Below are 20730 nucleotides of genomic sequence, written 5' to 3'. Positions count from 1 at the left end.
CGCCGGGTGACCCCCTCCCCCCTCGCCTTCCTCTTCGGCTATGTGAAGCGGCGGCCGTGGCATTTCGGCTGGCTGCTGGCGATGGTCGCCACCGCCGCCGGCTGCGCCGTCGGCGTGCAGTACGGCATGAAGCTCATCGTCGATGCGATGGGCGTGCGCGACGTCGATGCCGTGTGGCGCTGGCTGGCCCTGTTCATCGCCCTCATCACGGCGGAAAGCGTGCTGTGGCGGCTGGGCGGCTGGCTGGGCTGCCGCACCGTGGTGGCCACCGGCGTGGACATCCGGCTCGACCTGTTCCGCCACCTGGCCCAGCATCCGATGCGCTACTTCGCCGAGCACCTGTCGGGCGCGCTGGGCAACCGCGTGACGGCCACGGCCGGCGCCAGTGGCGCGCTGTTCGGCACCTTCGTGTGGCACATCCTGCCGCCATGCGTGGACTTCATCGGCGCCATGGTGGTGCTCTCGCACCTCGACCCGCGCATGGCCATCGCGCTGGTGGCCTTCGTGGCGGTGGTGGCCCTGCTGATCACCCGCGTGGGCCACCGCGGCCGGCCGCTGCACCAGGCCTTCGCCGAGCAGGGCAGCAAGGTGGGCGGCGAGCTGGTGGACGTGGTGAGCAACATCTGGACGGTGAAGGCTTTCTCCGCGCGCGAGCGTGAATACCGCCGCCTGCGCGAGGCCTTCGGCATCGAGGCCCGTGCCCAGCGCCGCAGCTGGATGTACCTGGAGAAGGCGCGCGTGCTGCACGACCTGTGCCTGTGGCTGATGGCCGGCGGCATGCTGGCCTGGGCCATCCACGGCTGGAGCCTGGGCCGCCACACGCCGGGCGACGTGGTGGTGATCAGCGCGCTGACCTTCCGCATCCTGCACGGCTCGCGCGACCTGGCGCTGTCGCTGGTGGATGCCTCGCAGCAGTTCGCGGTGATCGGCGAGATGCTGGGCGTGATCGCCAGGCCGCACCAGGTGGCCGACCGGCCCGGCGCGCCGCCGTTCCACCCCGCCGGCGGCAGCATCCGGCTGGCCAGCGTGTGCTTCGGCTACGAGAGCGACCAGGGCGGCCATCCGGTGTTCCACCGGTTCGACCTCGCGATTCCCGCCGGCCAGCGGGTGGGCATCGTCGGCCCCTCCGGCGCCGGCAAGAGCACGCTGCTGGCGCTGATCCAGCGGCTGGAGGACGTGCAGGGCGGCACGGTGGAGATCGACGGCCAGGACGTGGCCACTGTGCAGCAGGACAGCCTGCGCGAGGCCATCGCCATGGTGCCGCAGGACATCGCGCTGCTGCACCGCTCGGTACTGGAGAACATCCGCTACGGCCGGCCCGACGCCACGCTCGCCGAGGTGCAGGCGGCCGCCCGCGCGGCCCATTGCCACGACTTCATCGAGGCCCTGCCCGAGGGCTACGACACCCTGGTGGGCGAGCGCGGCGTGCGGCTGTCGGGCGGGCAGCGCCAGCGCCTGGGCATCGCCCGCGCCTTCCTGAAGGACGCCAGCATCCTGCTACTGGACGAGGCCACCGCGGCGCTGGACAGCGAATCGGAGCACGAGATCCAGCTGGCGCTGGCGCGCCTGATGCGCGGCCGCACCGTGGTTGCGGTGGCGCACCGGCTGTCCACCGTGGCCTCGTTCGACCGCGTGGTGGTGATCGACGGCGGCCGCGTGGTGGAGGACGGGCCGCCGCAGAGCCTGCGCCAGCGCGGCGGCCTGTTCGAGCGGCTGTGGCGGCTGCAGGCCGCCGGCATGGAGACGCCCTGAGGCGCCTGCGGCTCAGCCCACCGCGTTGGCGGTGGACTGCGGTCCGCTGTCGGGATCGGTCTCGGCCGCGATCGGATCGCCGGTGGGCATGCCCGCCGGCTCCGAGATGGTGGCCAGCAGCTGGCCGGTCACCGCGCCGCGGTCCTGCAGCGCGAGGTCGCCCAGCGACAGCATGCCCACCAGCCGGCCCTCGGCATCCACCACCGGCAGGCGGCGGATCTGCTGCTCCTTCATGCGCTCGACCACCGTGTCCACGTCGTCGGTGTCGCGGCACACCTCGGGCTCGGCGGTCATCACGTCCTCCAGCCGGGTGATGTGCAGCGGCCGCTCCTCGGCCACGCCACGCACCGCGATGTCGCGGTCGGTGACGATGCCCAGCAGCGTGTCGCCATCGCAGATCGGCACCGCGCCCACGTCCAGCTCGGCCATGGTGCGCGCCGCCTTGACCAGGGTGTCGCCCGGGCCCAGCGTGGTGACGCCGCGTGTCATCAGTTCGGAAACCTGCGTCATGCTGCCGCCTCCGACTCAGGCGCCGCGGGCGAAGTCGCCCAGGCCGGTGGAGCGCGGGCCCGGACCGCTCTGCGAGGACGACTGCAACAGGTCGTCACCGCTGCCGCCCGGTGCGGCCGACAGGCTGGAAAGCCTTGCCGCATTCAGCTGCTCGCCGGCATTGCCGGTGGCCGGGCCGGTGCTGCTGCCGTAGCCGGCGCCACCGGCCGTGCCCAGGCGCAGGCCGCGCGATTGCGCCGCGTCGCGGGCACTCTGCCCGAGGGATTCGAGCACCGCCCGCGGGCCGCCGCGCGCGGCGATCGCCTTGCTGCCGAAATAGGCCAGGCCCAGCAGGCCGCCGAGTTTGATCAGGTTCATCGCCCATCCTTCCGCTTCAGGGTGCGGCACCGGATTGGCGCCGCCGTCAGGGCTGCTGGTGGCAGGCCGCATGCCTGCGGGCTTCAGCCCTGGCGGGCGGCCAGTTCAGCGCGCAGGCGGTCTTCCTGGGCGCGCAGCTCGGGCGTCAGCTCGGCGCCGAAGTCCTCGGCCTCGAATACCGGGCGGATCTCCAGTTCCGAATCCACCGGCATCGGATTGGGGCAGCGGCGGGCCCATTCCAGCGCCTCGTCCATCGAGGCCACCTGCCAGATCCAGAAGCCGGCCACCAGCTCCTTGGTCTCGGCGAAGGGGCCGTCGATCACCTGGCGCTGGCTGCCGGAAAAGCGCACCCGCTTGCCGCGGGCGCTGGGGTGCAGGCCCTCGCCGGACACCATCACGCCGGCCTGCACCAGCTCCTCGTTGAAGCGGCCCATGGCGGCCAGCATCTCGGTGGAGGGCATCTCGCCCGCCTCGGAAGCAGCCGTGGCCTTCACCAGCACGATCACACGCATCACCAGCTCCTTGTCCCAAGTGGTTGACTTCACATCACCACGACGAAGCAGGCCGGCCCGTTTCGACAGCCCGGCGGCTAGAAGAGCACCACCACGCCCGACTTGTCGTCGTCCTGCAGGTTGCCGTCGCGCACCAGCGCCTCGTGCGACCACACCTGGTCGCGGCCGTGGTTCTTGGCGTGGTAGGTGGCGCGGTCGGCCCGCTCGAAGGCAGCCGAGGGCGTATCGCCGGGGCGCAGCCGGGTGACGCCGGCGCTGACGGTGATGCGGCCCACCTGCGGCATCGGGTAGTCGGCCACCGCCGCGCGGAAGCGGTCGAAGGCCTGCAGCGCCTCGGCCTCGGTGGCGCCGCGCAGCAGCACCACGAACTCCTCGCCGCCGAAGCGGTAGAGGCGGTCGCTGGCGCGGAAGCTGGTGTTCATCAGCCGCGCCACCAGCAGCAGCACCTCGTCGCCGATCAGGTGGCCGAAGCGGTCGTTCACGCGCTTGAAGTGGTCGATGTCGATCACGCCCAGCCAGTGCACCGGGCCGGCATCGCCGCGGCGGCGGTCCGGGCCGGCCGGGCCGGCGCCGGTGCCTTCGGCCAGCAGCTTGAAGAAGGCGGTGTCGAAGCTCTTGCGGTTGAGCAGGCCGGTGAGCGTGTCGCGCTCGCTGTAGTCCAGCAGCGCGCGGAAGTTGCCGAACACCTGCAGGATGCCGCTGACCAGCGCCGATTCCTGCCGCGTGAGCGGATAGCGGGTGTGCAGCTCCAGCACCGCCTCCACCCGCTCGCCGGCCAGCATCGGAAAGCCCGACCAGGCCGGCGGGCCCGCGCTGCGCTGGCGCTCGCCGGTGTGCAGGCAGCGTGCGCGCAGCAGATGCTCGTCCAGCGCCGGCAGGTCGTCGAACTCCACCAGCGGCACCGCATCGGCGGCATGGGCCACCGCGCCGTCGGTGACGGCCGACTGCAGCCGCAGCCGGCTGCTCCAGCGCGCAGGCTGGCCCTCGGCCACGCGATGGATGGCCAGCGCGTCGGGCCGCACCAGGTCGCGGATCGACTGCAACAGGCTCAGGTCGAGCAGGTCGCGGTCGCGCAGCTCGGTCAGGCGGCCCAGGTGGTCGATGGCGTTTCGCATGCACTTCCTGCGGTGGTGGGTCGCGGGCTGCGGGCCAGCAGCTCTTCGGTGAAGAGCGCCACGGGACGCGGCCTGTCATGGAGGAATCCCTGCTGCAGCGTGCAGCCCTGCGCGCGCAGGAATTCGGCCTGGGCGCGGGTCTCCACGCCTTCGGCCACGGTGTCCAGGCCGAACTTGCGGGCGATGGCCAGCATCGCCAGCACGATGGCCGCGTCGTCGTCGTCCTCGGTGAGGTCGCGCACGAAGCCGCGGTCGATCTTCAGCTCGTGCACCGGCAGCTGCTTGAGGTACATCAGGCTGGAATAGCCGGTGCCGAAGTCGTCGATGGCGATGCGCAGCCCGGCCTCGGCCAGCAGCCGCAGCCGTGCCGGCGCATCGCCTTCCAGCAGCACGCCCTCGGTGATCTCCAGCGTGAGCAGCCGCGGCGGCACGCCGGCCTCGCGCAGCGTGTCCAGCACGAAGCTGGCGAAGGCCGGCTCGCAGAACTGCCGCGGGCTCACGTTGACCGCCATCGGCAGCTCGATGCCCTGCGCCAGCCAGCCGGCCAGCACCGCGCAGGCGCGACGCAGCACCCAGCGGCCGATGTCGATGATGAGCGGGCCCTCCTCCGCCAGCGGGATGAACTCCGCCGGGCTGATGGGGCCCTTGACCGGATGCGTCCAGCGCAGCAGCGCCTCGCACGCGGCCAGGGTGCCGTCGGGCCGCCACTGGCCCTGCAGTGCCAGGCTCAGGCCGTCGTGCTGCAGCGCCTGGCGCAGGTCGGTCTCCAGCACCAGGCGGCTGGCCACCTGGTCGCGCATGCGGGCCTCGTACAGCCGCAAGGTGCCGCGGCCGGCGGCCTTGGCGGCATACATGGCGGTGTCGGCCTCGCGCACCAGGTCGGTGGCGGATTCGGCCTCGGCCTTGGGGAAGCAGGTGCCGCCGATGCTGGCGGCCAGGCTGAAGGCCAGGCCCTCCACCTGCAGCGGCTCGGCCAGCACCTGCAGCAGCTTGCGGCCCACCCGCTCGGCGCCGGCCGCGGCCGCGGCCAGGTCGGCGCCCAGCCAGGGCAGCAGCACCACCAGCTCGTCGCCGCCCAGGCGGGCCAGCGTGTCCTCGGCGCGCAGCTGGCCGGCCAGCCGCTGGGCCACCGCGCGCAGCACCTGGTCGCCCACCATGTGGCCGTAGGCGTCGTTGATGCGCTTGAAATGGTCGAGGTCGATGAACAGCAGCGCACCGTGCCCGGCCCGCCGCGGCGCGCTGCGCAGCGCCATCGCCAGCCGGTCGTTGAGCACCGTGCGGTTGGGCAGGCCGGTCAGGTTGTCGGTGGTGGCGGCGCGGTGCAGCGCGGCCTCGGCCGCCTTGCGCTCGGTGATGTCGAGGATCACGCCTGACAGCTGCGACGCCCGGCCCTGGCCGTCGCGGTCGCTGGCGGCGCCGGCGGCCAGGTACCAGCGCTCGGCGCCGCTGGCCACGCGCAGCCGGAACTCCGAGCGGTAGGGCCGCGACGGGTCGTCGATGTGCGCGGCCAGCGCGGCGCGCACGCCGGCTTCGTCCTGCGGATGCACCGATGGCCAGAACGGCGTGCGCACCCGCTGGCCGCTGCCCAGGCCGGCCAGCAGCAGTCCGCTGGTGACGGCGGCGCCGCGGTCCAGCTCGACGTAGTCGGTGTCCACGTTCCAGGTCCAGGGCGTGATGGCCGCGGCATCGATGGCCAGCGTGAGCAGCTGGCGCGAGGCCCGCTCGCCGGTCTCGTCGGCGAAGCAGGTGATGGCGCCGCACACGCTGCCGTTGGCATCGTGCAGCGGCGCGGTGCTGATGCGCAGCCAGCGCCGCTGGCCGTCGCCCAGGCGCAGGCCGATGGACACGCCGTGGCGCGGGCGGCCGTCGGCCAGCGTCATGGCCAGCGGCCGCTCGTGCGGCTGCAGCGGCAGGCCGTGCTCGCCCACCGCGTCGCCGAAGGCCTCGTGCATGCGGGTGCCCAGCAGCCGGGTGAGCGGCGCGCACAGGATGGCCTCGGCCGCGCGGTTGCCGCTGGTGGCCCGCTGGTCCGGCCCGTAGACCAGCACGCCCACCGGCAGCGAATCGAAGAGCGCCTGCGCCTGCTCGTGCTGGGCCACCAGGTGGCTGACGTCCGACACCACCGCCAGGTAGCCGCGGAACACGCCCTGCGGGTCGTGCCAGGGATGCAGGTCCACGTCCATCCACAAGGTGGCCGCGCCCAGGGCCTGGTTCTTGGTGCGCACCCGCGCCGGCCGGCGCGCGGCCACGGCGGCGGCCAGGTGGTCGCGGGCCTGCAGGTCGCTGCGCAGGAAGGGCAGCACCTCGCCGGGCCGGCGGCCGCGGCCGGCCTCGGGCGTGACCCCGGTCAGGCGGCCGAAGGCGGCATTGGCCCAGACGATGCGGTTGTCGGTGCCGGTGATCAGCACGCCGTGGTGGGTGTGCTCGGTCACCAGGGCCAGCCGCTGCAGCTCCGACTCGGCCTGCTGCTGCTGCGCCATCGCGCGGCGCAGGGCCAGCAGGTTCATCAGCTGGCGGCCCAGGCGCTCCAGGGTGTCCAGCGCATCCGGCTGCAGCTGCCCGGGCCGGGTGTCCATCACGCACAGGGTGCCGATGGCGTGGCCTTCGGGCGTGCGCAGCGGCACGCCGGCATAGAAGCGCACGCCCGGCCCGCCCACCACCAGCGGATTGCCGGCGAAGCGCGGATCGGCCAGGGCGTCCTCCACCACCAGCACGCCCTCGGCGCAGATGGCATGGCCGCAGAAGGAGATGTTGCGCGGCGTTTCACACAGGTCCACGCCCACGCGGCTCTTGAACCACTGGCGCTGCCCGTCCACCAGCGAGACCAGGCCCACCGGCGTGCCCGCCGCGCGCGCCGCCAGCACTGCGAAATCGTCATAGGCGGCTTCCGCCGGGGTGTCGAGCACCCGGTAGGCATGAAGCGCGGCGAGGCGGGCGGCCTCGTCGGGAGGAACGGGCGCGGGTTGGTAGGTGGGGTACGTCATCAGGCCGGTGAACTGCCGCGAACACCTGGTCCGCGCTCGGATATCGGCGGGCTACCGTAGCGATTAAGCCACACCGACATGCGCCGTGCAGATACCGCGCGCCAGGTGTAACACCAGCGCCCGGCGCATCGGCCGCCGGGCCCCGTTCAGCGCACGCCTGCCAGGTCGACGCGCGCCGTCTCGCGGCTGGTGGCCAGCGCGGCCATCGTCACCACGCCGTTGCCCGCCAGGTACAGGCCCACGCCCCACAGGCCGTACGACCTGTTGAGGTCGATGGCCACCAGCGTGGGCAGCGAGGCGCCGACGATGGAGGCCAGGTTGTAGGCCATGGAGGCGCCGGAATAGCGCACCTCGGTGGGAAACAGCTCGGGCAGCAGCGCCGCCATCGGCCCGAAGGTGCAACCCATCAGCGCCATGCCCACCAGGATGAAGGCCAGCACCGAGGCCGGCGTGCCGTGCGAGAGGAACTGCGGCATCAGCAGCCCGAACACCATGATGGCCGCGGTGACCGCCATCAGCCAGCGGCGGCGGCCGAAGCGGTCGGCCAGCTTGCCGGCCACCAGGCAGAACACGCCGAACACCACCGCCCCGGCCAGCAGGATGCCGGTGAAGGTGTTGGCCGGGATGCCCAGGCCGGTGGCATGGCCCGCGGCGGAGGTGTTCACCGGACTCTTGGAATACACCTGCACGAAGGCCGTCATCAGGTAGAACAGCACGTAGGTGGTCGTCATGATCAGCGTGCCCTGCAGCACCCGGCCGCCATGCTGGCGGAACACGGCGCTCACCGGGGCCTGCTCGGTGCGGCCGGCCTTCTCCACGTCCTGGAACACCTGGCTCTCGTGCAGCGTCAGCCGCACGTACAGGCCCACGCCCACCAGCACGATGGACAGCACGAACGGGATGCGCCAGCCCCAGGCCACCATGGCGTCGGCGCCGATCAGCCAGGTGACCAGGAAGAACACGCCATTGGCCATGAACAGGCCGATGGGCGCGCCCAGCTGCGGGAAGCTGCCGAACCAGCCGCGCTGGCCGGGTGGTGCGTTTTCCGTGGCCACCAGCGCGGCGCCGCCCCATTCGCCGCCCAGGCCGATGCCCTGGCCGATGCGGAACAGGCACAGCAGCAACGGCGCGGCCAGGCCGATCTGCTCGTAGCTGGGCAGCAGGCCGATGGCCACGGTGGACAGGCCCATGGTCAGCAGCGAGGCCACCAGCGTGCGCTTGCGGCCGATGCGGTCGCCGAAGTGGCCGAACAGCGCCGAGCCGATCGGCCGCGCCAGGAAGGCCAGCGCCAGCGTGGACAGCGACAGCAGCATGGCGGCCGACGGATCGCCCTTGGGAAAGAACTGCGTGTTGAACACCAGCACCGCGGCGGCGGCATAGATGTAGTAGTCGTAGAACTCGATGGCCGTGCCCACGAGGGAGGCAACGGCCACATGGCGCGGCGAATTGCGCGAGGCGGAAGAAGACATCAGGACCTTTCAAGGCGCATGGCCAGCCGCGGCCGGCCATGCGCGGCCGCACCGGGCGGGCTGCGGGGCAGCCACGGCCGGTCGGCACATGCATGCGCAGAGGGAGGAAAGGCGCCGGCGCCACGGTCGCAGCGGCGGCGAGCCCAGCCGATCGAGCGCCGGCCGCCTTCTGGGCGGTACTTCATCAGGCGGTGCCTGCGGGGGTGGCGCAGGGAGGTCCGCGCGCTCGGGAACCTAGGGATTCTACGGGGACGCCCCGCTGCGGCACTGGGCAGCCGCATGGCCCCAGACCCCCGGCGGCCCGCCGTTTGCTAGCGCTGCTGCCATGACCCAACGCCTGGTGCAAGCACTGCAGGCGCAGTGGCCGGGCCCCTGGCGGATCCAGGAACTGGGTGCCAGCGGCTTCTGCTCCACCTGGCGCGCCGATGGCCCGGCCGGTGCCTGCTTCGTCAAGACGCTGCCGCCGCCGCATGCCGCCACGCTGGAGGCCGAGGCCGACGGCCTGCAGGCGCTGGCCGGCAGTGGCTGCGTGCGGGTGCCGCGGGTGCTGGCCAGCTTCACCGATGCGCCGCAGGACCTGGCGCTGCTGGTGATGGAGTGGCTGCCACTGCAGCGGCCGCGGGCCGACTACGGGCCGCGCCTGGGCCGGGCGCTGGCGGCGCTGCATGCCGCGCCCGCGCCCGGCGGCGGCCGCTTCGGCTGGCACCGGGAGAACCGCCTGGGCCCCACGCCGCAGCCCAACGGCTGGAGCCGCGAAGGCGGCCTGGCCGGCTGGCTGGACTTCCTGCGCGGCCAGCGGCTGCTGGCGCTGAATGCACGGCTGCAGGCCGCTGGAGGCCATGAGGAGCTAGTGCTGGCGGTGCAGCAGGTGGCCGACCGGCTGGACCCCCTCTTCGATGGCGGACCGGTGCCGCGCCCGGCGCTGCTGCACGGCGACCTGTGGCTGGGCAACTGCGGCGCGCTGGCCGACGACGAACCGGTGCTGTACGACCCGGCGGTGTCGGTTTCCGACCCCGGCATGGAGCTGGCGCTGCTGCAGCTCTTCGGCCAGCCGCCGGCCGGCTTCTGGCACGCCTACCAGGAAGCCGCGGGCTGGACGCCGGACGACCTGCAGGCGCACGAGCGGCGGCGGCCGGTCTACCAGCTGTACCACCTGCTCAACCACGTGCTGGTGTTCGGCGGTGGCTACGGCCGGCAGGCGCTGGCCGTGGCCGGGCAGCTGCTGCGGCCGCGCTGAGCCGGCCCGGCGGCGGCGCGGCGGCTCAAGCCCTGCCGCCGCGCACCGATAGCCAGGGGGCCGTCCATTACGAGAGAAGTACCCATGTCCGCACCCCTGCCCGCCACGGTGGCCGCCGCCCTGGCCGCCGACGCCCATTCACTCGCCGACGTCCGCGGCAAGCTCGCCGCGCTGGACCGGGTGCAGGCGGTCATCGAATTCAGCCTCGACGGCCGGGTGCTCCATGCCAACGACAACTTCCTCGCCCTGCTGGGCTACCGCGCCGACGAGGTGGTGGGCCAGCACCACCGGCTGTTCTGCGAACCCGACTACGCGCGCTCGCCCGCCTACGTGGAGTTCTGGCAGCGGCTGGGCCGCGGCGAGTTCGATGCCGGCCGCTATCGCCGCGTGACCAAGAGCGGCGCCAGCGTGTGGATCCAGGCCTCGTACAACCCGATCTTCGGCGACGACGGCCGGCCGCTGAAGGTGATGAAGTTCGCCACCGACATCACCCAGGAGACCGAGCGCAGCGCCGAGACCCAGGGCAAGCTCGACGCCATCGACCGCTCGCAGGCCGTCATCGAGTTCGACCTGCAGGGCAACGTGCTGCGGGCCAATGCCAACTTCCTGCGCACCATGGGCTACACGCTGGAGGAGGTGGCCGGCCGCCACCACGGCATGTTCTGCGACAGCGAGTACATCCGCAGCCAGGAATACCGCGACTTCTGGGCCGACCTGCGCGAAGGCCAGTTCAAGTCGGGCCGCTACCGCCGCACCGGCAAGCACGGCGCGGAGGTGTGGATCCAGGCCACCTACAACCCCATCCTCAACCTGCACGGCAAGCCGTACAAGGTGGTGAAGTTCGCGATGGACATCAGCGCCCAGGTGCGCCGCGAGCGCGAGGTGGGCCAGAAGGTCAGCGACATCACCGCGGTGATGGCCGACATGTCGGCCACCATCGACAGCATGGCCCGCGGCGCCCAGCGCGCGGCGGACCTGGCCGCACAGACCCAGCGCGAGGCCGGCGACGGCAGCCAGCGCCTGGGCCGCTCGCGCGAGGCCATCACCGACATCCGGCAGTCGGCCACCAACATCCACGAGATCATCGACACCATCGGCGAGATCGCCGGCCAGACCCACCTGCTGGCTTTCAACGCCGCCATCGAGGCGGCGCGGGCCGGCGAGCATGGCATCGGCTTCTCGGTGGTGGCCGACGAGGTGCGCAAGCTGGCCGAGAAGTCGGCCCAGGCCGCGCGCGAGATCACCAAGCTGATCCACCAGACCTCGGCCCATGTGGCCGAGGGCGGCCGGCTGTCGGAGGAGGTGGACGAGGCCTTCGCGCGCATCCGCGGCGCGGTGGACGCCACCACGCAATCGGTGCACGACATCCATGCCGCCACCCAGCAGCAGGCCGGCGCCACCAAGGACGTGAGCCGCCTGCTCAACGACCTGGTGCGCGCGGCCGTTCAGCAGCCGGCGCCGTGAACGTCGTCGCCAGGCCGCCGGAAGGCGGCGCTCCTCCCGTGGGGAGGGATACCGCTGCGCGGGCCCTTGCGGCGACGGTCCCGGCCGCCTATGCCCGCGTGCGGGTGTGCCGGCAGGCGCTGGCGATTCCGGCCGAGCAGGTGCTGCAGGCCGGGCCGTGGCCGGCCGACGGCCTGCTGCCGGTGCCGCGGCGCGGCGGCGCGCTGGCCGGCATGTGCCACCACGACGGCGGGCTGCTGCCGGTGGTGGCGCTGGAGCGCTGGTGCCCCATCGCCACCGACGTGCCCGACGCACCGGCCACGCCCGGCGACGACCGCCGGCTGCTGGTGCTGCGCTGTGGCAGCGCCCTGGTCGGCCTGGCCGCCGATGCGGTGCTGGGCGTGAGCCCGGCCCCTGCCGCCGGCCCGGTGCGGCTGCACCATGAGGACGAGGAACACGAGCTGTTCCAGTCCGCGGTGATGCTGGGCGGCGAGGCCACCTGCGTGCTGGAGGTGGGCCGCCTGACCCGGCTGGCACGCGTGTGGGCCGAGCGTGCGCGGCTGCACGGCGATGCACCCGACGCCGCGGCGGCCGCCGATGCCGGCGCCGGCGCGGGCGGGCCCGACGACCTTGCACGGCCGGTGCCGCATGCCATCCTGAGCGCCGGCGGCCTGCTGGCCGCGCTGCCGGTGCAGCACCTGCGCCAGGTGGTGCCCGCGCCGGCATTGGAGATCGACTTCGGCCGCGGCGCCGTGGTGCGCGGCCTGTGCCAGTGGTCGCAGCGCAAGCTGCCGGTGATCGACCTCGCCCAGCGCCTGTGCGCCACGCCACCGGCCGGCCCGCTGCCGCGCTGGATGGCGGTGCTGTCGGTGGACGGGGCCATGGCCGGCCTGCTGATCGACGAGGCCTGCCAGCTGCTGCCCCTGCCGCCCTCGGCCCCCGCCGACGACGCCGGGCTGCCGCCCGGCCTGCTGCCGCCGCGCATGACCGCCCTGGGCGCGGTGCAGCCGCTGGACGTCGCCGCCTTGCTGGACGGCCTGCCGATGGCGGTGCAGCCCGGCGCCGCCGCCGCGGGCGCGGCCACCACCGCTGCACGCGGCAGCCCTGCCTACCTGGTGTTCGAGGCCGACGGCGTGTATGCCTCGCCGGTGGACGGCATCGCCGCCATCGTGCCGCTGCCGCCGGACAGCGCCCGGCGGCTGCTGGCCGGCGAAGGCAGCACCCTGGCCTGGCGCGACCAGCTGCTGCCGCTGCAGCTGCTGCCGCGCTACGGCGGTGCCGGTGCGCCGCAGCAGCTGCCCGAGCTGGCGGTGGTGCTGGCCCCGGCCGGTGCGCGCCCCACCGCGCTGGCCATCGGCCGGCTGGTGAGCTGGGTGCCGGCCAACACCGCCACCACCGCCGGCATGCGCATGGCCGCGGTGGGGGAGCTGCAGATGATCAGCGTCGGCCGCCCCAGCGCCGCCGCGAGCTACATGGTGCTGGACCTGGCCCAGCTCGCCTTCCTGCTGAACTGAAGGACTTCCACCGATGATCGCCGCCCCCATTCCGCCCGACGACGAGGCCCGCCTGCAGGCGCTGCGCGCACTGCTGGTGCTGGACACGCCGCCCGAGGAACGCTTCGACCGCATCGTGCGCTTCGCGGCCGACGAGTTCGACGTGCCCATCGCGCTGGTGAGCCTGGTGGACCGAGACCGCCAGTGGTTCAAGGCCAAGGTGGGCCTGGACGCCTGCCAGACCTCTCGCGACGCCAGCTTCTGCGGCCATGCCATCGTGCAGGACGCGGTGCTGGTGGTGGAGGACGCGCTGCAGGACGAGCGCTTCGCCGACAACCCGCTGGTCACCGGCCCGCCGCACATCCGCTTCTATGCCGGCGCGCCGCTGCAGCTGCCGGGCGGCGAACGCATCGGCACGCTGTGCCTGCTGGACCGGCAGCCGCGCAGCCTGGCCGCGCTGGACCTGGGCATCCTGGGCGGCCTGCGCCAGCTGGTGGTGGAAGCGCTGTGCGGCCAGGAGGCCGCATGAAGCCGCCTGCCGACCCCTCGCCCCTGCCGCAGGTGCTGCTGGTGGAAGCGCAGTTCGTGCTGCGGCGCACCGTGGCCACGGTGGCGCGCGAACTGGGCATCGCCCAGGTGCACGAGGCCGCCAGCCACGAGGCCGCCGCCCGCCTGCTGGCCGACCTGCGCTTCGATGCGCTGGTGCTGGACATCGATGCCGACGGCCGGGCGCTGCGGCTGCTGGCCCAGCTGCGCGCCGGCAGCGCGGGCGGCCCTGGCGCGCAGGCCAGCCCGCCCGGCCTGCCGGTGCTGGCCCTGATCGACCCGGCCGGCCCGCCCGCGGCCGCGCCGCTGGCCGCGCTGCAGGTGAGCCTGCTGCTGGCCCGGCCCTTCAAGGCCCGCACGCTGCTCAATGCGGTGGAAGGACTGGCCCGCTGATCGCTCCGGGCGCGCTAGCATGCGCGCCATGAAGACCGATCCCCTGCTGCCGGCCCTGCAAGAGCTGGGCGCCGCCGTGCTGGCGCTGGCGGACACGCTGGCGCGCGCCGTGCCCACGCTGCTGGAGGCGCTGCTGCGCGTGGCCGGCTCCTTCACGCGGCTGGTGCATGCGCTGCTGGACTGCGTGCCGCCGCACTAGGCAGCGGCCACTTGTCTAGGCAAGCTGCCCCGGGGCATTCCCGAGGCCGGCTGCGCCGGGTTCCGCATAGCATGGGCCGCCCCCGGGCCCACCCATGAGGATCGGAACCAAGATGCGAAAGAAGTCTGCGCCCCTGAACCGTGCCGCCGTGCCGGCCGTGCTGCTGCTGGCCGCCGCGCTGGGTCTTGCCGCCTGCGGCAGCAGCGATGACGACGACCCGCCGGCGCGCTACAGCGCCGAGATCCGCCGCACCACCCTGGGCGTTCCGCACATCAAGGCCGACGACTGGGGCGGCCTGGGCTATGGCTTCGGCGTGGCCCAGGCGCAGGACAACCTCTGCACCATCGCCGAGAGCTTCGTCACCTACCGCGGCGAGCGCGCGCGCTGGTTCGGGCCCGATGCGCTGCTGTCCAGCAGCGGCACCGCCGGCCGGCCGCGCAACCTGGACGCCGACTTCTTTCACCGCCATGTGCTGTCGGCCGAGGCGCTGGCCGCCTTCAAGGCCGCGCAGCCGGCCGACGTGGTGACGCTGATCGACGGCTTCGTGGCCGGCTACAACCGGCTGCTGGCCGACCTGAAGGCCGGCAGCGCCACCGGCCATGCGGCCTGTGCCGCCGCCGGCTGGCTGCAGCCTGCCACCGCCGACGACATCTACCGCCGGCTGTATGCCACCAACTTCGCCGGCGGCTACAGCAACTTCGTCGGCCAGATCGCCAATGCGCTGCCACCCGCGCCGGCCACGCCCAGCGCCGCACCCGCCGGCCGGCAGGCCGCCTTGAGCCGCAGCCAGCGCCGCGCCATCGAGCAGGCCTTCGCCCGGCTCGACCTGCAGGTGGGCGGCGAGGAAGGCGTGGGCAGCAACATGTACGGCTTCGGCGCCGATGCCAGCGAGGTGCCGCTGCTGTTCGGCAACCCGCACTGGTACTGGCGCGGCCCCGACCGCTTCTACCAGGCGCAGCTCACCATCCCGGGCAAGCTCAACGTCAGCGGCGCCTCCTTCCTGGGCGTGCCGCTGGTGCTGATCGGCTTCAACGAGAACGTGGCCTGGAGCCACACCGTGAGCACCGCGCGGCGCTTCGGCTTCTTCCAGCTCAGCCTGGTGCCGGGCGAGCCCACGGCCTACCTGAAGGACGGCGTGCGCGTGCCGATGACCGCGCGCAGCATCACGGTGCAGAGCCTGGCGGCCGACGGCACGGTCAGCGACGTCACCCGCACCCTCTACACCTCCGAGCATGGCCCGCTGGTGAACCTGGCGCCGCTCAATCCGGCGCTGGCCTGGTCGGGCAGCACCGCCTTTGCCATCCGCGACATCAATGCGGCCAACCACCGCACCTTCCGCAACTGGATGCGCTGGGCGCAGGCCGGCTCGCTGGAGGCGTTCGCGCAGATCCAGCGCGAGGAAGCCGCCATCCCGTGGGTCAACACCGTGGCGGTGGGCCGCGGCGATCCACGCGCCTGGTATGCCGACATCGGCGCCATGCCCAATGTGTCGGCCCAGCAGGTGGCCACCTGCACCACGCCGTTCGGCCAGGCGGTGGCCGGCGCGCTGCCGCGGGTGCCGTTCTTCGACGGCTCCCGCGCGGCCTGCGACTGGCAGACCGATGCGGACTCGCGCCAGCCCGGGGCCATCGGTGCCTCGCGCATGCCCTCGCTGCTGCGGCGCGACTACGTGGCCAACATGAACGACAGCTACTGGCTGGCCAACCCGGCCGAGCCGCTCACCGGCTACCCCGACATCCTGGGGCCGGCCGGCACGCAGGCGCAGTCGCTGCGCACGCGGCTGGGCCACCTGATGGTGCAGCGCCGGCTGGCCGGCACCGACGGTTATGCCGGCAACAAGGCCACGCCGGAGGTGCTGCAGCAGATGGTGCTGGACAGCCGCGTGCTCACGGCGGAGCTGTTCAAGGACGCGGCCCTGGCCGCCGTGTGCAGCGGCACGCCGGCAGCGCCGCTGCCGCTGTCGGCCGATCCGCTGGGCGGCGCCATCACGCCCGCGGTCAACGTGGACGTGGCCCTGGCCTGCAGCACCCTGGCCGCCTGGAACGGCCGCGGCACCGCCGATGCACGCGGCACGCATGTGTGGGACGAGTTCTGGACGCGCGCCCAGCGCATTCCCGCGGCGCAGCTGTACACCGTGCCCTTCAATCCGGCCGATCCGCTGAACACGCCGCGCGGGCTCAACACCACCGACACCACCGCCTTGCGCCAGGCCTTCGCGGCCGCGGTGTACCGGGTGCAGCAGAGCGGCTTCGCGGTGGACGCGCCCCGCAGCGAGGTGCTGTACGCCACCCGCAATGGCCAGCGCATCGGCCTGTACGGCGGCTGCGGCGCCAACGGCTACTTCACCATCGCCTGCTCGGAAAAGCGCATCGAGCAGGGTGGCTACTCGATGGACGAGGACCCGAACGGCAACAGCTACATGCAGATCGTGGCCTTCAAGCCCGAGGGCGTGCAGGCGCACACCTTCCTCACCTTCTCGCTGTCGGACGACCCGGCCTCGCCGCACCATGCCGACTACACCCGGCGCTATGCGGCCGGCCAATGGCTGCGCGTGCCGTTCACCGAGGCCGAGATCGCGGCCAATGCCGACTTGAAGACGACCCGCGTGAGGGAGTGATCCCAGGCAGGCCGGCCGCTAGGAGTCTGCGCGGCAGAAACGGCTATTTCCGGATGTCGCCTGGCCAGGTGTATGCGTTGAGGGGGCATGGCCGGAAGCTATCGCCCCTACGAACCTGACCAAGTGATGCTGCTGCCGGCGGCGCCGCAAGACTGGCTGCCGGCGGGCCACCTGGCTCACTTCATCAACGACACGGTCGACGCGCTGGAGCTCAAGGCGTTCTACGCGCGCTACGAAGGTGGCGGCTCGCGCAACCAGCCGTTTTACCCGGCGATGATGGTCAAGGTGCTGGTCTACGCCTACGCCACGGGCGTTTTCAGCTCGCGCAAGATCGAGCGCCGGCTGCACGAGGACCTGGCGTTTCGGATGCTGGCGGCGGGTAACTTTTCGCGCCACCGCACGATCTGCGACTTCCGGGCGTTTCACCTGAAAGAGTTGTCGGATCTGTTCGTGCAGGTGGTCAAGCTGGCCCGGAAGATGGGCCTGGTCAAGCTGGGCACGGTGGCCATCGACGGCACCAAGCTCAAGGCCAAGGCCAGCCGCCACAAGGCGATGAGCTACGAGCGCATGAAGCAGGCCGAAGCCGAACTCCAGGCGCAGATCGACGCGCTGTTGGCGCGCGCCAAGGCCACAGACGAGGCCGAGGTCAACGAGCCGGAACTGGACTTGCCCGCCGAGATCGAGCGGCGCGAGGCGCGGCTGGCGGCCGTCCGGGAGGCCCGGGAGCGGCTGGAGCAACGCCAACGCGAGGCCGACCTCGAACGTGGACGCAGCGACGACGACGACCGGCGCCCGCGTGGCCCGGACGGCAAGCCCAAGGGTGGGCGCTACAAGCGCGAGTTCGGCGTGCCCGAGGAAAGACGGCGGTGGACGAGATCGCACACATCATCGTGGCGGCCGAACTGGACAACGTGGCACCGGACGCGAACTGGCTGCTGCCGATGATCCAGGCGGTGGGCGAGAACCTGGGCGAGTTGCCCGAACTCGGAATGGCGGATGCGGGCTACCGCAGCGAAGACAACCTGAGGAACGCGCCGATCAAGGTGGTCGTGGCGCTGGGGCGCTAAGGCAAGGAGCACGCGCAGGTCGACGCCAGCAGTACCCGCACACTGCGGCGATGGCCGCCAGGCTGCAGACCGAAGAAGGACGCGCGGCCTACCGCAAGCGCAAGTGGATTGCCGAGCCGCCCAACGGCTGGATCAAGAACGTGATGGGGTTCCGGCAGTTCAGCCTGCGGGGGCTGCACCGGGTGCGAGCCGAGTGGAAGCTCGTGTGCATGGCGCTGAACCTGAGGCGCATGGCGGTGCTCGGCGCCGGTTGAGAGGTGCAAAGCGGCTTGTCAGACTGACTGGAGCCTCCCTCGCGGAGGGAGGCTGGAGGGAGCGGTCGAACAAGCTGGAGCTCCCTCTCGGAGGGGGCTCGGGGAGCCGTGCGTAGAGCCGCAGGCTAGGAGGCGGCGCGGCTTCTGCCGCGCAGACTCCTAGCCGGCCGCGTCCTGCGCCTCGGCCTCGTCGAGGTTGCCCCGCACCCGGCGCAGCAGCGCCAGCAGCTGCGCCCGCTCTTCCGCGCTGAAGCCCTGCAGGCTGCGCTGCGTCACCTCGCGCAGGCTGCGCTGGGTGGTGCGCAGCAGCTCGCGGCCGGCGTCGCTCAGGTGCAGCCGCGTCTTGCGGCGGTCGGCCTCGTCCACCTCGGCCTGCAGCAGGCCGCGCTCCTTCAGCCCGGCCAGCAGCCGCGCGATCTGCGCCTTGTCCCGCCCCGAATGCGCGGCCAGGTCGCCGGCCATCGCGCCGGGATGGCGGCCGAAGAAGCCCAGCACCTTGCCCTCCAGGTGGGTGATCTCATGGGGCGAATCACGCAGCACGCGGTACTGGCGCGCGCGCACCAGGTGCATCAGGCCGTGGATGGCATCGAAGACCTCGTCGGCCTCCGATTGGTTGACAAACTCAACTTTGCGCTTCATGATCGATGACATTGTCCACCAATCCACGCCACCATGTCCATCGACCACGCAGCGGCCACCGAGGCACCCGCATCCACGCAGCGCCGCATCCAGCGCATCCGCCACGAGCTGCGCCGGCGCGAGCTGCAGGTGCTGCGGGTGCAGCGCATCAGCCCGCATTTCGCCAGCATCACCTTCGGCGGCGAGTCGCTGGCCGACTTCGCCTCCGCCGGCTTTGACGACCATGTGAAGTTCATGCTCGACGGCCCGCCGGGCACGGAGCCGGTGCGGCGCGACTACACGCCGCGGCGCTTCAGCACCGCGGCGCGCGAACTCACCATCGAATTCGCGCTGCATGGCCACGGCCCGGCCGCGGCCTGGGCCGCGCAGGCCGCGCCGGGCATGGCCGCCACCATCGGCGGGCCGCGCGGCTCCATGGTGGTGCCCACCGACTACGACTGGCACCTGCTGGCCGGCGACGCCGCCGCCCTGCCCGCCATCCACCGCCGGCTGGAGGAACTGCCCGCCGGCACGCGCGCCATCGTGCGGCTGCAGGTGGAGGCCGCCGACCGCCGCGCACTGCACAGCGCCGCGGCGCTCGACCTGCAGTGGCTGGACAGCCCCGAGGCGCTGCTGCAGTCGCTGCAGGCGCCGGCGCTGCCCGCGGGCGAAGGCTTCGCCTGGGCCGGCGGCGAGGCCACCCTGATGGCCCGCGTGCGCGACCTGCTGCTGCGCGACAAGGGCCACCCCAAGGAGGCCGCCCGCATCTCCGCCTACTGGCGGGCAGGGGATGCGGGGTTCCACGAGGACTTGTGAGGCGGCCGCAAGGCAGGCCGACAATGCGCGCCGACCATGCCGAACCACACCCCCGCCGCCCAACTCGCCTGCCTGCTCACCGGCCAGCTGCAGGGCACCACCCACCTGGACCTCCGCCACTGCGGACTGACCGAGCTGCCGCCGCAGGTGCTGTCGCTGGCCGACACGCTGGAGGTGCTGGATGTCTCCGGCAATGCGCTGCACACGCTGCCCGACGGCCTGGCGCAATGCCGCCGCCTGCATACGCTGTTCGCCTCGGGCAACCGCTTCGCCATGCTGCCGGCGGTGCTGGGCCGGCTGCCGGCGCTGGACACGCTGGGCTTCAAGGCCAACCAGATCGCCGAGGTGCCGGCCGCTGCGCTGGCGCCCACGCTGCGCTGGCTGATCCTCACCGACAACCGCATTGGCGAGCTGCCCGCCACCCTGGCGGACTGCCACCGCATGCAGAAGCTGATGCTGGCCGGCAACCGGCTGGCGCGGCTGCCCGCGGGCATCGGCCGGCTTCAGCGGCTGGAGCTGCTGCGGCTGGCGGCCAATCGCTTCGCGCGGCGGCAGGACGCGCTGCCCGACGAGCTGTTGGCCCTGCCGCATCTGGCCTGGCTGGCCCATGCGGGCAATCCCTTCAGCGCCGCGCGGGAGCAGGCCGCGGCGGCCGAACGCAGCCCGGCGCGCCGCATCCCGTGGGGGCAGTTGTCCCTACAAGACATGCTGGGCGAAGGCGCCTCGGGCCAGATCCATGCCGCGCAATGGCAGCCTGGTGCTAACACGGCGGCGCGCCCGGTGGCGGTGAAGCTGTTCAAGGGCGAGGTGACCAGCGACGGCCTGCCGCAGTGCGAGATGGCCGCCACGCTGGCCGCCGGTGACCATCCGGCACTGGTGGGCGTGCACGGCGTGCTGGCCGACCATCCGCAGCACCGGCAGGGCCTGGTGCTGCCGCGCCTGGCGGCCCACTGGGCGCCGCTGGCGGGCCCGCCCAGCATGCGCAGCTGCAGCCGCGACGTGTATGCCCCGGGCCTGCGGTTGCCGGCCGACCAGGCCGACCGCATCGGCCAGGCGGCCGCATCGGCCATGGCGCACCTGCATGGACGCGGGCTGATGCACGGCGACCTGTATGCCCACAACCTGCTGGTCGACGGCCAGGGCGGCGCCCTGCTCAGCGACTTCGGCGCCGCGTCCTTCCTGCCCGAAGACGACCCGGCCTGCGCCGAGGCGCTGCGGGCGCTGGATCGAAGGGCGCTGGACATCCTGCTGGACGAGCTGGCAGCGCATGCCGGCGGAGGGCATCTGCCGAACCACGGTGCCTTTGCTTCCAACACGGGGCGGCAGCTCAGGTAGGCCGCATGGCCCG

At 72.8% G+C, this 20730-nt stretch carries 17 protein-coding genes and 1 pseudogene; 11 read left to right on the top strand and 7 right to left on the bottom strand.

What is annotated here, in order from left to right:
- Positions 1–6 precede the first annotated feature (6 nt).
- Complete coding sequence (locus LRS14_RS02725) at positions 7–1752, top strand: ABC transporter ATP-binding protein (RefSeq protein ID WP_257798511.1); 1746 nt, start codon at positions 7–9, stop codon at positions 1750–1752.
- A gap of 12 nt (positions 1753–1764) precedes the next feature.
- On the opposite strand, the gene LRS14_RS02720 is transcribed toward LRS14_RS02725, so the two are convergent.
- The 6 genes from LRS14_RS02720 to LRS14_RS02690 form a co-directional block, all read right to left on the bottom strand.
- Complete coding sequence (locus LRS14_RS02720; protein ID WP_257798510.1) at positions 1765–2262, bottom strand: CBS domain-containing protein; 498 nt, start codon at positions 2260–2262, stop codon at positions 1765–1767.
- Between the two features lie 15 nt (positions 2263–2277).
- Entirely contained in the window at positions 2278–2619 is a 342-nt protein-coding gene (locus LRS14_RS02715; RefSeq protein WP_257798509.1) for a hypothetical protein, read from the bottom strand.
- Between the two features lie 83 nt (positions 2620–2702).
- Positions 2703–3131, bottom strand: coding sequence for a YciI family protein (locus tag LRS14_RS02710; protein WP_046116065.1), 429 nt, complete (start codon positions 3129–3131; stop codon positions 2703–2705).
- A gap of 77 nt (positions 3132–3208) precedes the next feature.
- A complete protein-coding gene (locus tag LRS14_RS02705; protein WP_257798508.1) occupies positions 3209–4246 on the bottom strand; it encodes a GGDEF domain-containing protein in 1038 nt (345 codons plus the stop codon).
- A complete protein-coding gene (locus LRS14_RS02695; RefSeq protein WP_310740789.1) occupies positions 4213–7230 on the bottom strand; it encodes an EAL domain-containing protein in 3018 nt (1005 codons plus the stop codon). Before LRS14_RS02695 ends, LRS14_RS02705 begins: the two co-directional genes overlap by 34 nt.
- 146 nt (positions 7231–7376) lie before the next feature.
- Positions 7377–8699 carry an MFS transporter gene (locus LRS14_RS02690; protein WP_257798507.1) on the bottom strand — a complete coding sequence of 441 codons (1323 nt, stop codon included), beginning with the start codon at positions 8697–8699 and terminating at the stop codon, positions 7377–7379.
- Positions 8700–9024: 325 nt separating this feature from the next.
- On the opposite strand from LRS14_RS02690, the gene LRS14_RS02685 reads away from it, so the two are divergent.
- The 8 genes and pseudogenes from LRS14_RS02685 (at position 9025) to LRS14_RS02650 (ending at position 17948) form a co-directional block, all read left to right on the top strand.
- Positions 9025–9936, top strand: coding sequence for a fructosamine kinase family protein (locus LRS14_RS02685; RefSeq protein ID WP_257798506.1), 912 nt, complete (start codon positions 9025–9027; stop codon positions 9934–9936).
- Between the two features lie 84 nt (positions 9937–10020).
- Positions 10021–11400 carry a methyl-accepting chemotaxis protein gene (locus tag LRS14_RS02680; RefSeq protein WP_257798505.1) on the top strand — a complete coding sequence of 460 codons (1380 nt, stop codon included), beginning with the start codon at positions 10021–10023 and terminating at the stop codon, positions 11398–11400.
- Positions 11397–12893, top strand: a complete 1497-nt coding sequence (locus tag LRS14_RS02675; protein ID WP_257798504.1) for a chemotaxis protein CheW — start codon at positions 11397–11399, stop codon at positions 12891–12893. Before LRS14_RS02680 ends, LRS14_RS02675 begins: the two co-directional genes overlap by 4 nt.
- Positions 12894–12906: 13 nt before the next feature.
- A complete protein-coding gene (locus LRS14_RS02670; RefSeq protein ID WP_052736673.1) occupies positions 12907–13401 on the top strand; it encodes a GAF domain-containing protein in 495 nt (164 codons plus the stop codon).
- A complete protein-coding gene (locus tag LRS14_RS02665) occupies positions 13398–13811 on the top strand; it encodes a response regulator (protein ID WP_257798503.1) in 414 nt (137 codons plus the stop codon). The genes LRS14_RS02670 and LRS14_RS02665 overlap by 4 nt, the downstream gene beginning before the upstream one ends.
- A gap of 28 nt (positions 13812–13839) precedes the next feature.
- Positions 13840–14010, top strand: a complete 171-nt coding sequence (locus tag LRS14_RS02660) for a hypothetical protein (protein ID WP_257798502.1) — start codon at positions 13840–13842, stop codon at positions 14008–14010.
- Positions 14011–14122: 112 nt separating this feature from the next.
- Complete coding sequence (locus LRS14_RS02655; protein WP_257798501.1) at positions 14123–16627, top strand: penicillin acylase family protein; 2505 nt, start codon at positions 14123–14125, stop codon at positions 16625–16627.
- An 87-nt stretch (positions 16628–16714) separates the two neighbouring features.
- A pseudogene (locus LRS14_RS02650) lies at positions 16715–17948 on the top strand (transposase).
- 159 nt (positions 17949–18107) lie between these two features.
- Here the strand turns inward: LRS14_RS02650 and LRS14_RS02645 are convergent.
- A complete protein-coding gene (locus LRS14_RS02645) occupies positions 18108–18587 on the bottom strand; it encodes a MarR family winged helix-turn-helix transcriptional regulator (protein ID WP_257798500.1) in 480 nt (159 codons plus the stop codon).
- A 33-nt stretch (positions 18588–18620) separates the two neighbouring features.
- Here LRS14_RS02645 and LRS14_RS02640 point away from each other — a divergent pair, with 33 nt between their 5' ends.
- Positions 18621–19382, top strand: coding sequence for a siderophore-interacting protein (locus tag LRS14_RS02640; RefSeq protein ID WP_257798499.1), 762 nt, complete (start codon positions 18621–18623; stop codon positions 19380–19382).
- A gap of 36 nt (positions 19383–19418) precedes the next feature.
- The gene (locus tag LRS14_RS02635) at positions 19419–20717 is read left to right on the top strand and encodes a leucine-rich repeat-containing protein kinase family protein (protein WP_257798498.1); all 1299 of its coding nucleotides are present in this window, start codon (positions 19419–19421) and stop codon (positions 20715–20717) included.
- Positions 20718–20730 lie beyond the last annotated feature (13 nt).

Origin of the sequence: Aquincola sp. J276, assembly GCF_024700035.1 — a bacterium.
In the GTDB taxonomy this organism is placed as follows: Bacteria; Pseudomonadota; Gammaproteobacteria; order Burkholderiales; family Burkholderiaceae_C; genus Aquincola; species Aquincola tertiaricarbonis.
The sequence above is the reverse complement of the archived record's forward strand: the minus strand, read 5'-3'. Positions and strand labels throughout refer to the sequence as shown.

Coding starts and splice junctions, on each gene's coding strand:
- LRS14_RS02690 (WP_257798507.1), bottom strand. CDS start 8,699: ATGTCTTCTTCCGCCTCGCGCAATTCGCCGCGCCATGTGGCCGTTGCC.
- LRS14_RS02640 (WP_257798499.1), top strand. CDS start 18,621: ATGTCCATCGACCACGCAGCGGCCACCGAGGCACCCGCATCCACGCAG.
- LRS14_RS02705 (WP_257798508.1), bottom strand. CDS start 4,246: ATGCGAAACGCCATCGACCACCTGGGCCGCCTGACCGAGCTGCGCGAC.
- LRS14_RS02685 (WP_257798506.1), top strand. CDS start 9,025: ATGACCCAACGCCTGGTGCAAGCACTGCAGGCGCAGTGGCCGGGCCCC.
- LRS14_RS02695 (WP_310740789.1), bottom strand. CDS start 7,230: ATGACGTACCCCACCTACCAACCCGCGCCCGTTCCTCCCGACGAGGCC.
- LRS14_RS02645 (WP_257798500.1), bottom strand. CDS start 18,587: ATGAAGCGCAAAGTTGAGTTTGTCAACCAATCGGAGGCCGACGAGGTC.
- LRS14_RS02715 (WP_257798509.1), bottom strand. CDS start 2,619: ATGAACCTGATCAAACTCGGCGGCCTGCTGGGCCTGGCCTATTTCGGC.
- LRS14_RS02680 (WP_257798505.1), top strand. CDS start 10,021: ATGTCCGCACCCCTGCCCGCCACGGTGGCCGCCGCCCTGGCCGCCGAC.
- LRS14_RS02660 (WP_257798502.1), top strand. CDS start 13,840: ATGAAGACCGATCCCCTGCTGCCGGCCCTGCAAGAGCTGGGCGCCGCC.
- LRS14_RS02720 (WP_257798510.1), bottom strand. CDS start 2,262: ATGACGCAGGTTTCCGAACTGATGACACGCGGCGTCACCACGCTGGGC.
- LRS14_RS02655 (WP_257798501.1), top strand. CDS start 14,123: ATGCGAAAGAAGTCTGCGCCCCTGAACCGTGCCGCCGTGCCGGCCGTG.
- LRS14_RS02665 (WP_257798503.1), top strand. CDS start 13,398: ATGAAGCCGCCTGCCGACCCCTCGCCCCTGCCGCAGGTGCTGCTGGTG.
- LRS14_RS02635 (WP_257798498.1), top strand. CDS start 19,419: ATGCCGAACCACACCCCCGCCGCCCAACTCGCCTGCCTGCTCACCGGC.
- LRS14_RS02670 (WP_052736673.1), top strand. CDS start 12,907: ATGATCGCCGCCCCCATTCCGCCCGACGACGAGGCCCGCCTGCAGGCG.
- LRS14_RS02710 (WP_046116065.1), bottom strand. CDS start 3,131: ATGCGTGTGATCGTGCTGGTGAAGGCCACGGCTGCTTCCGAGGCGGGC.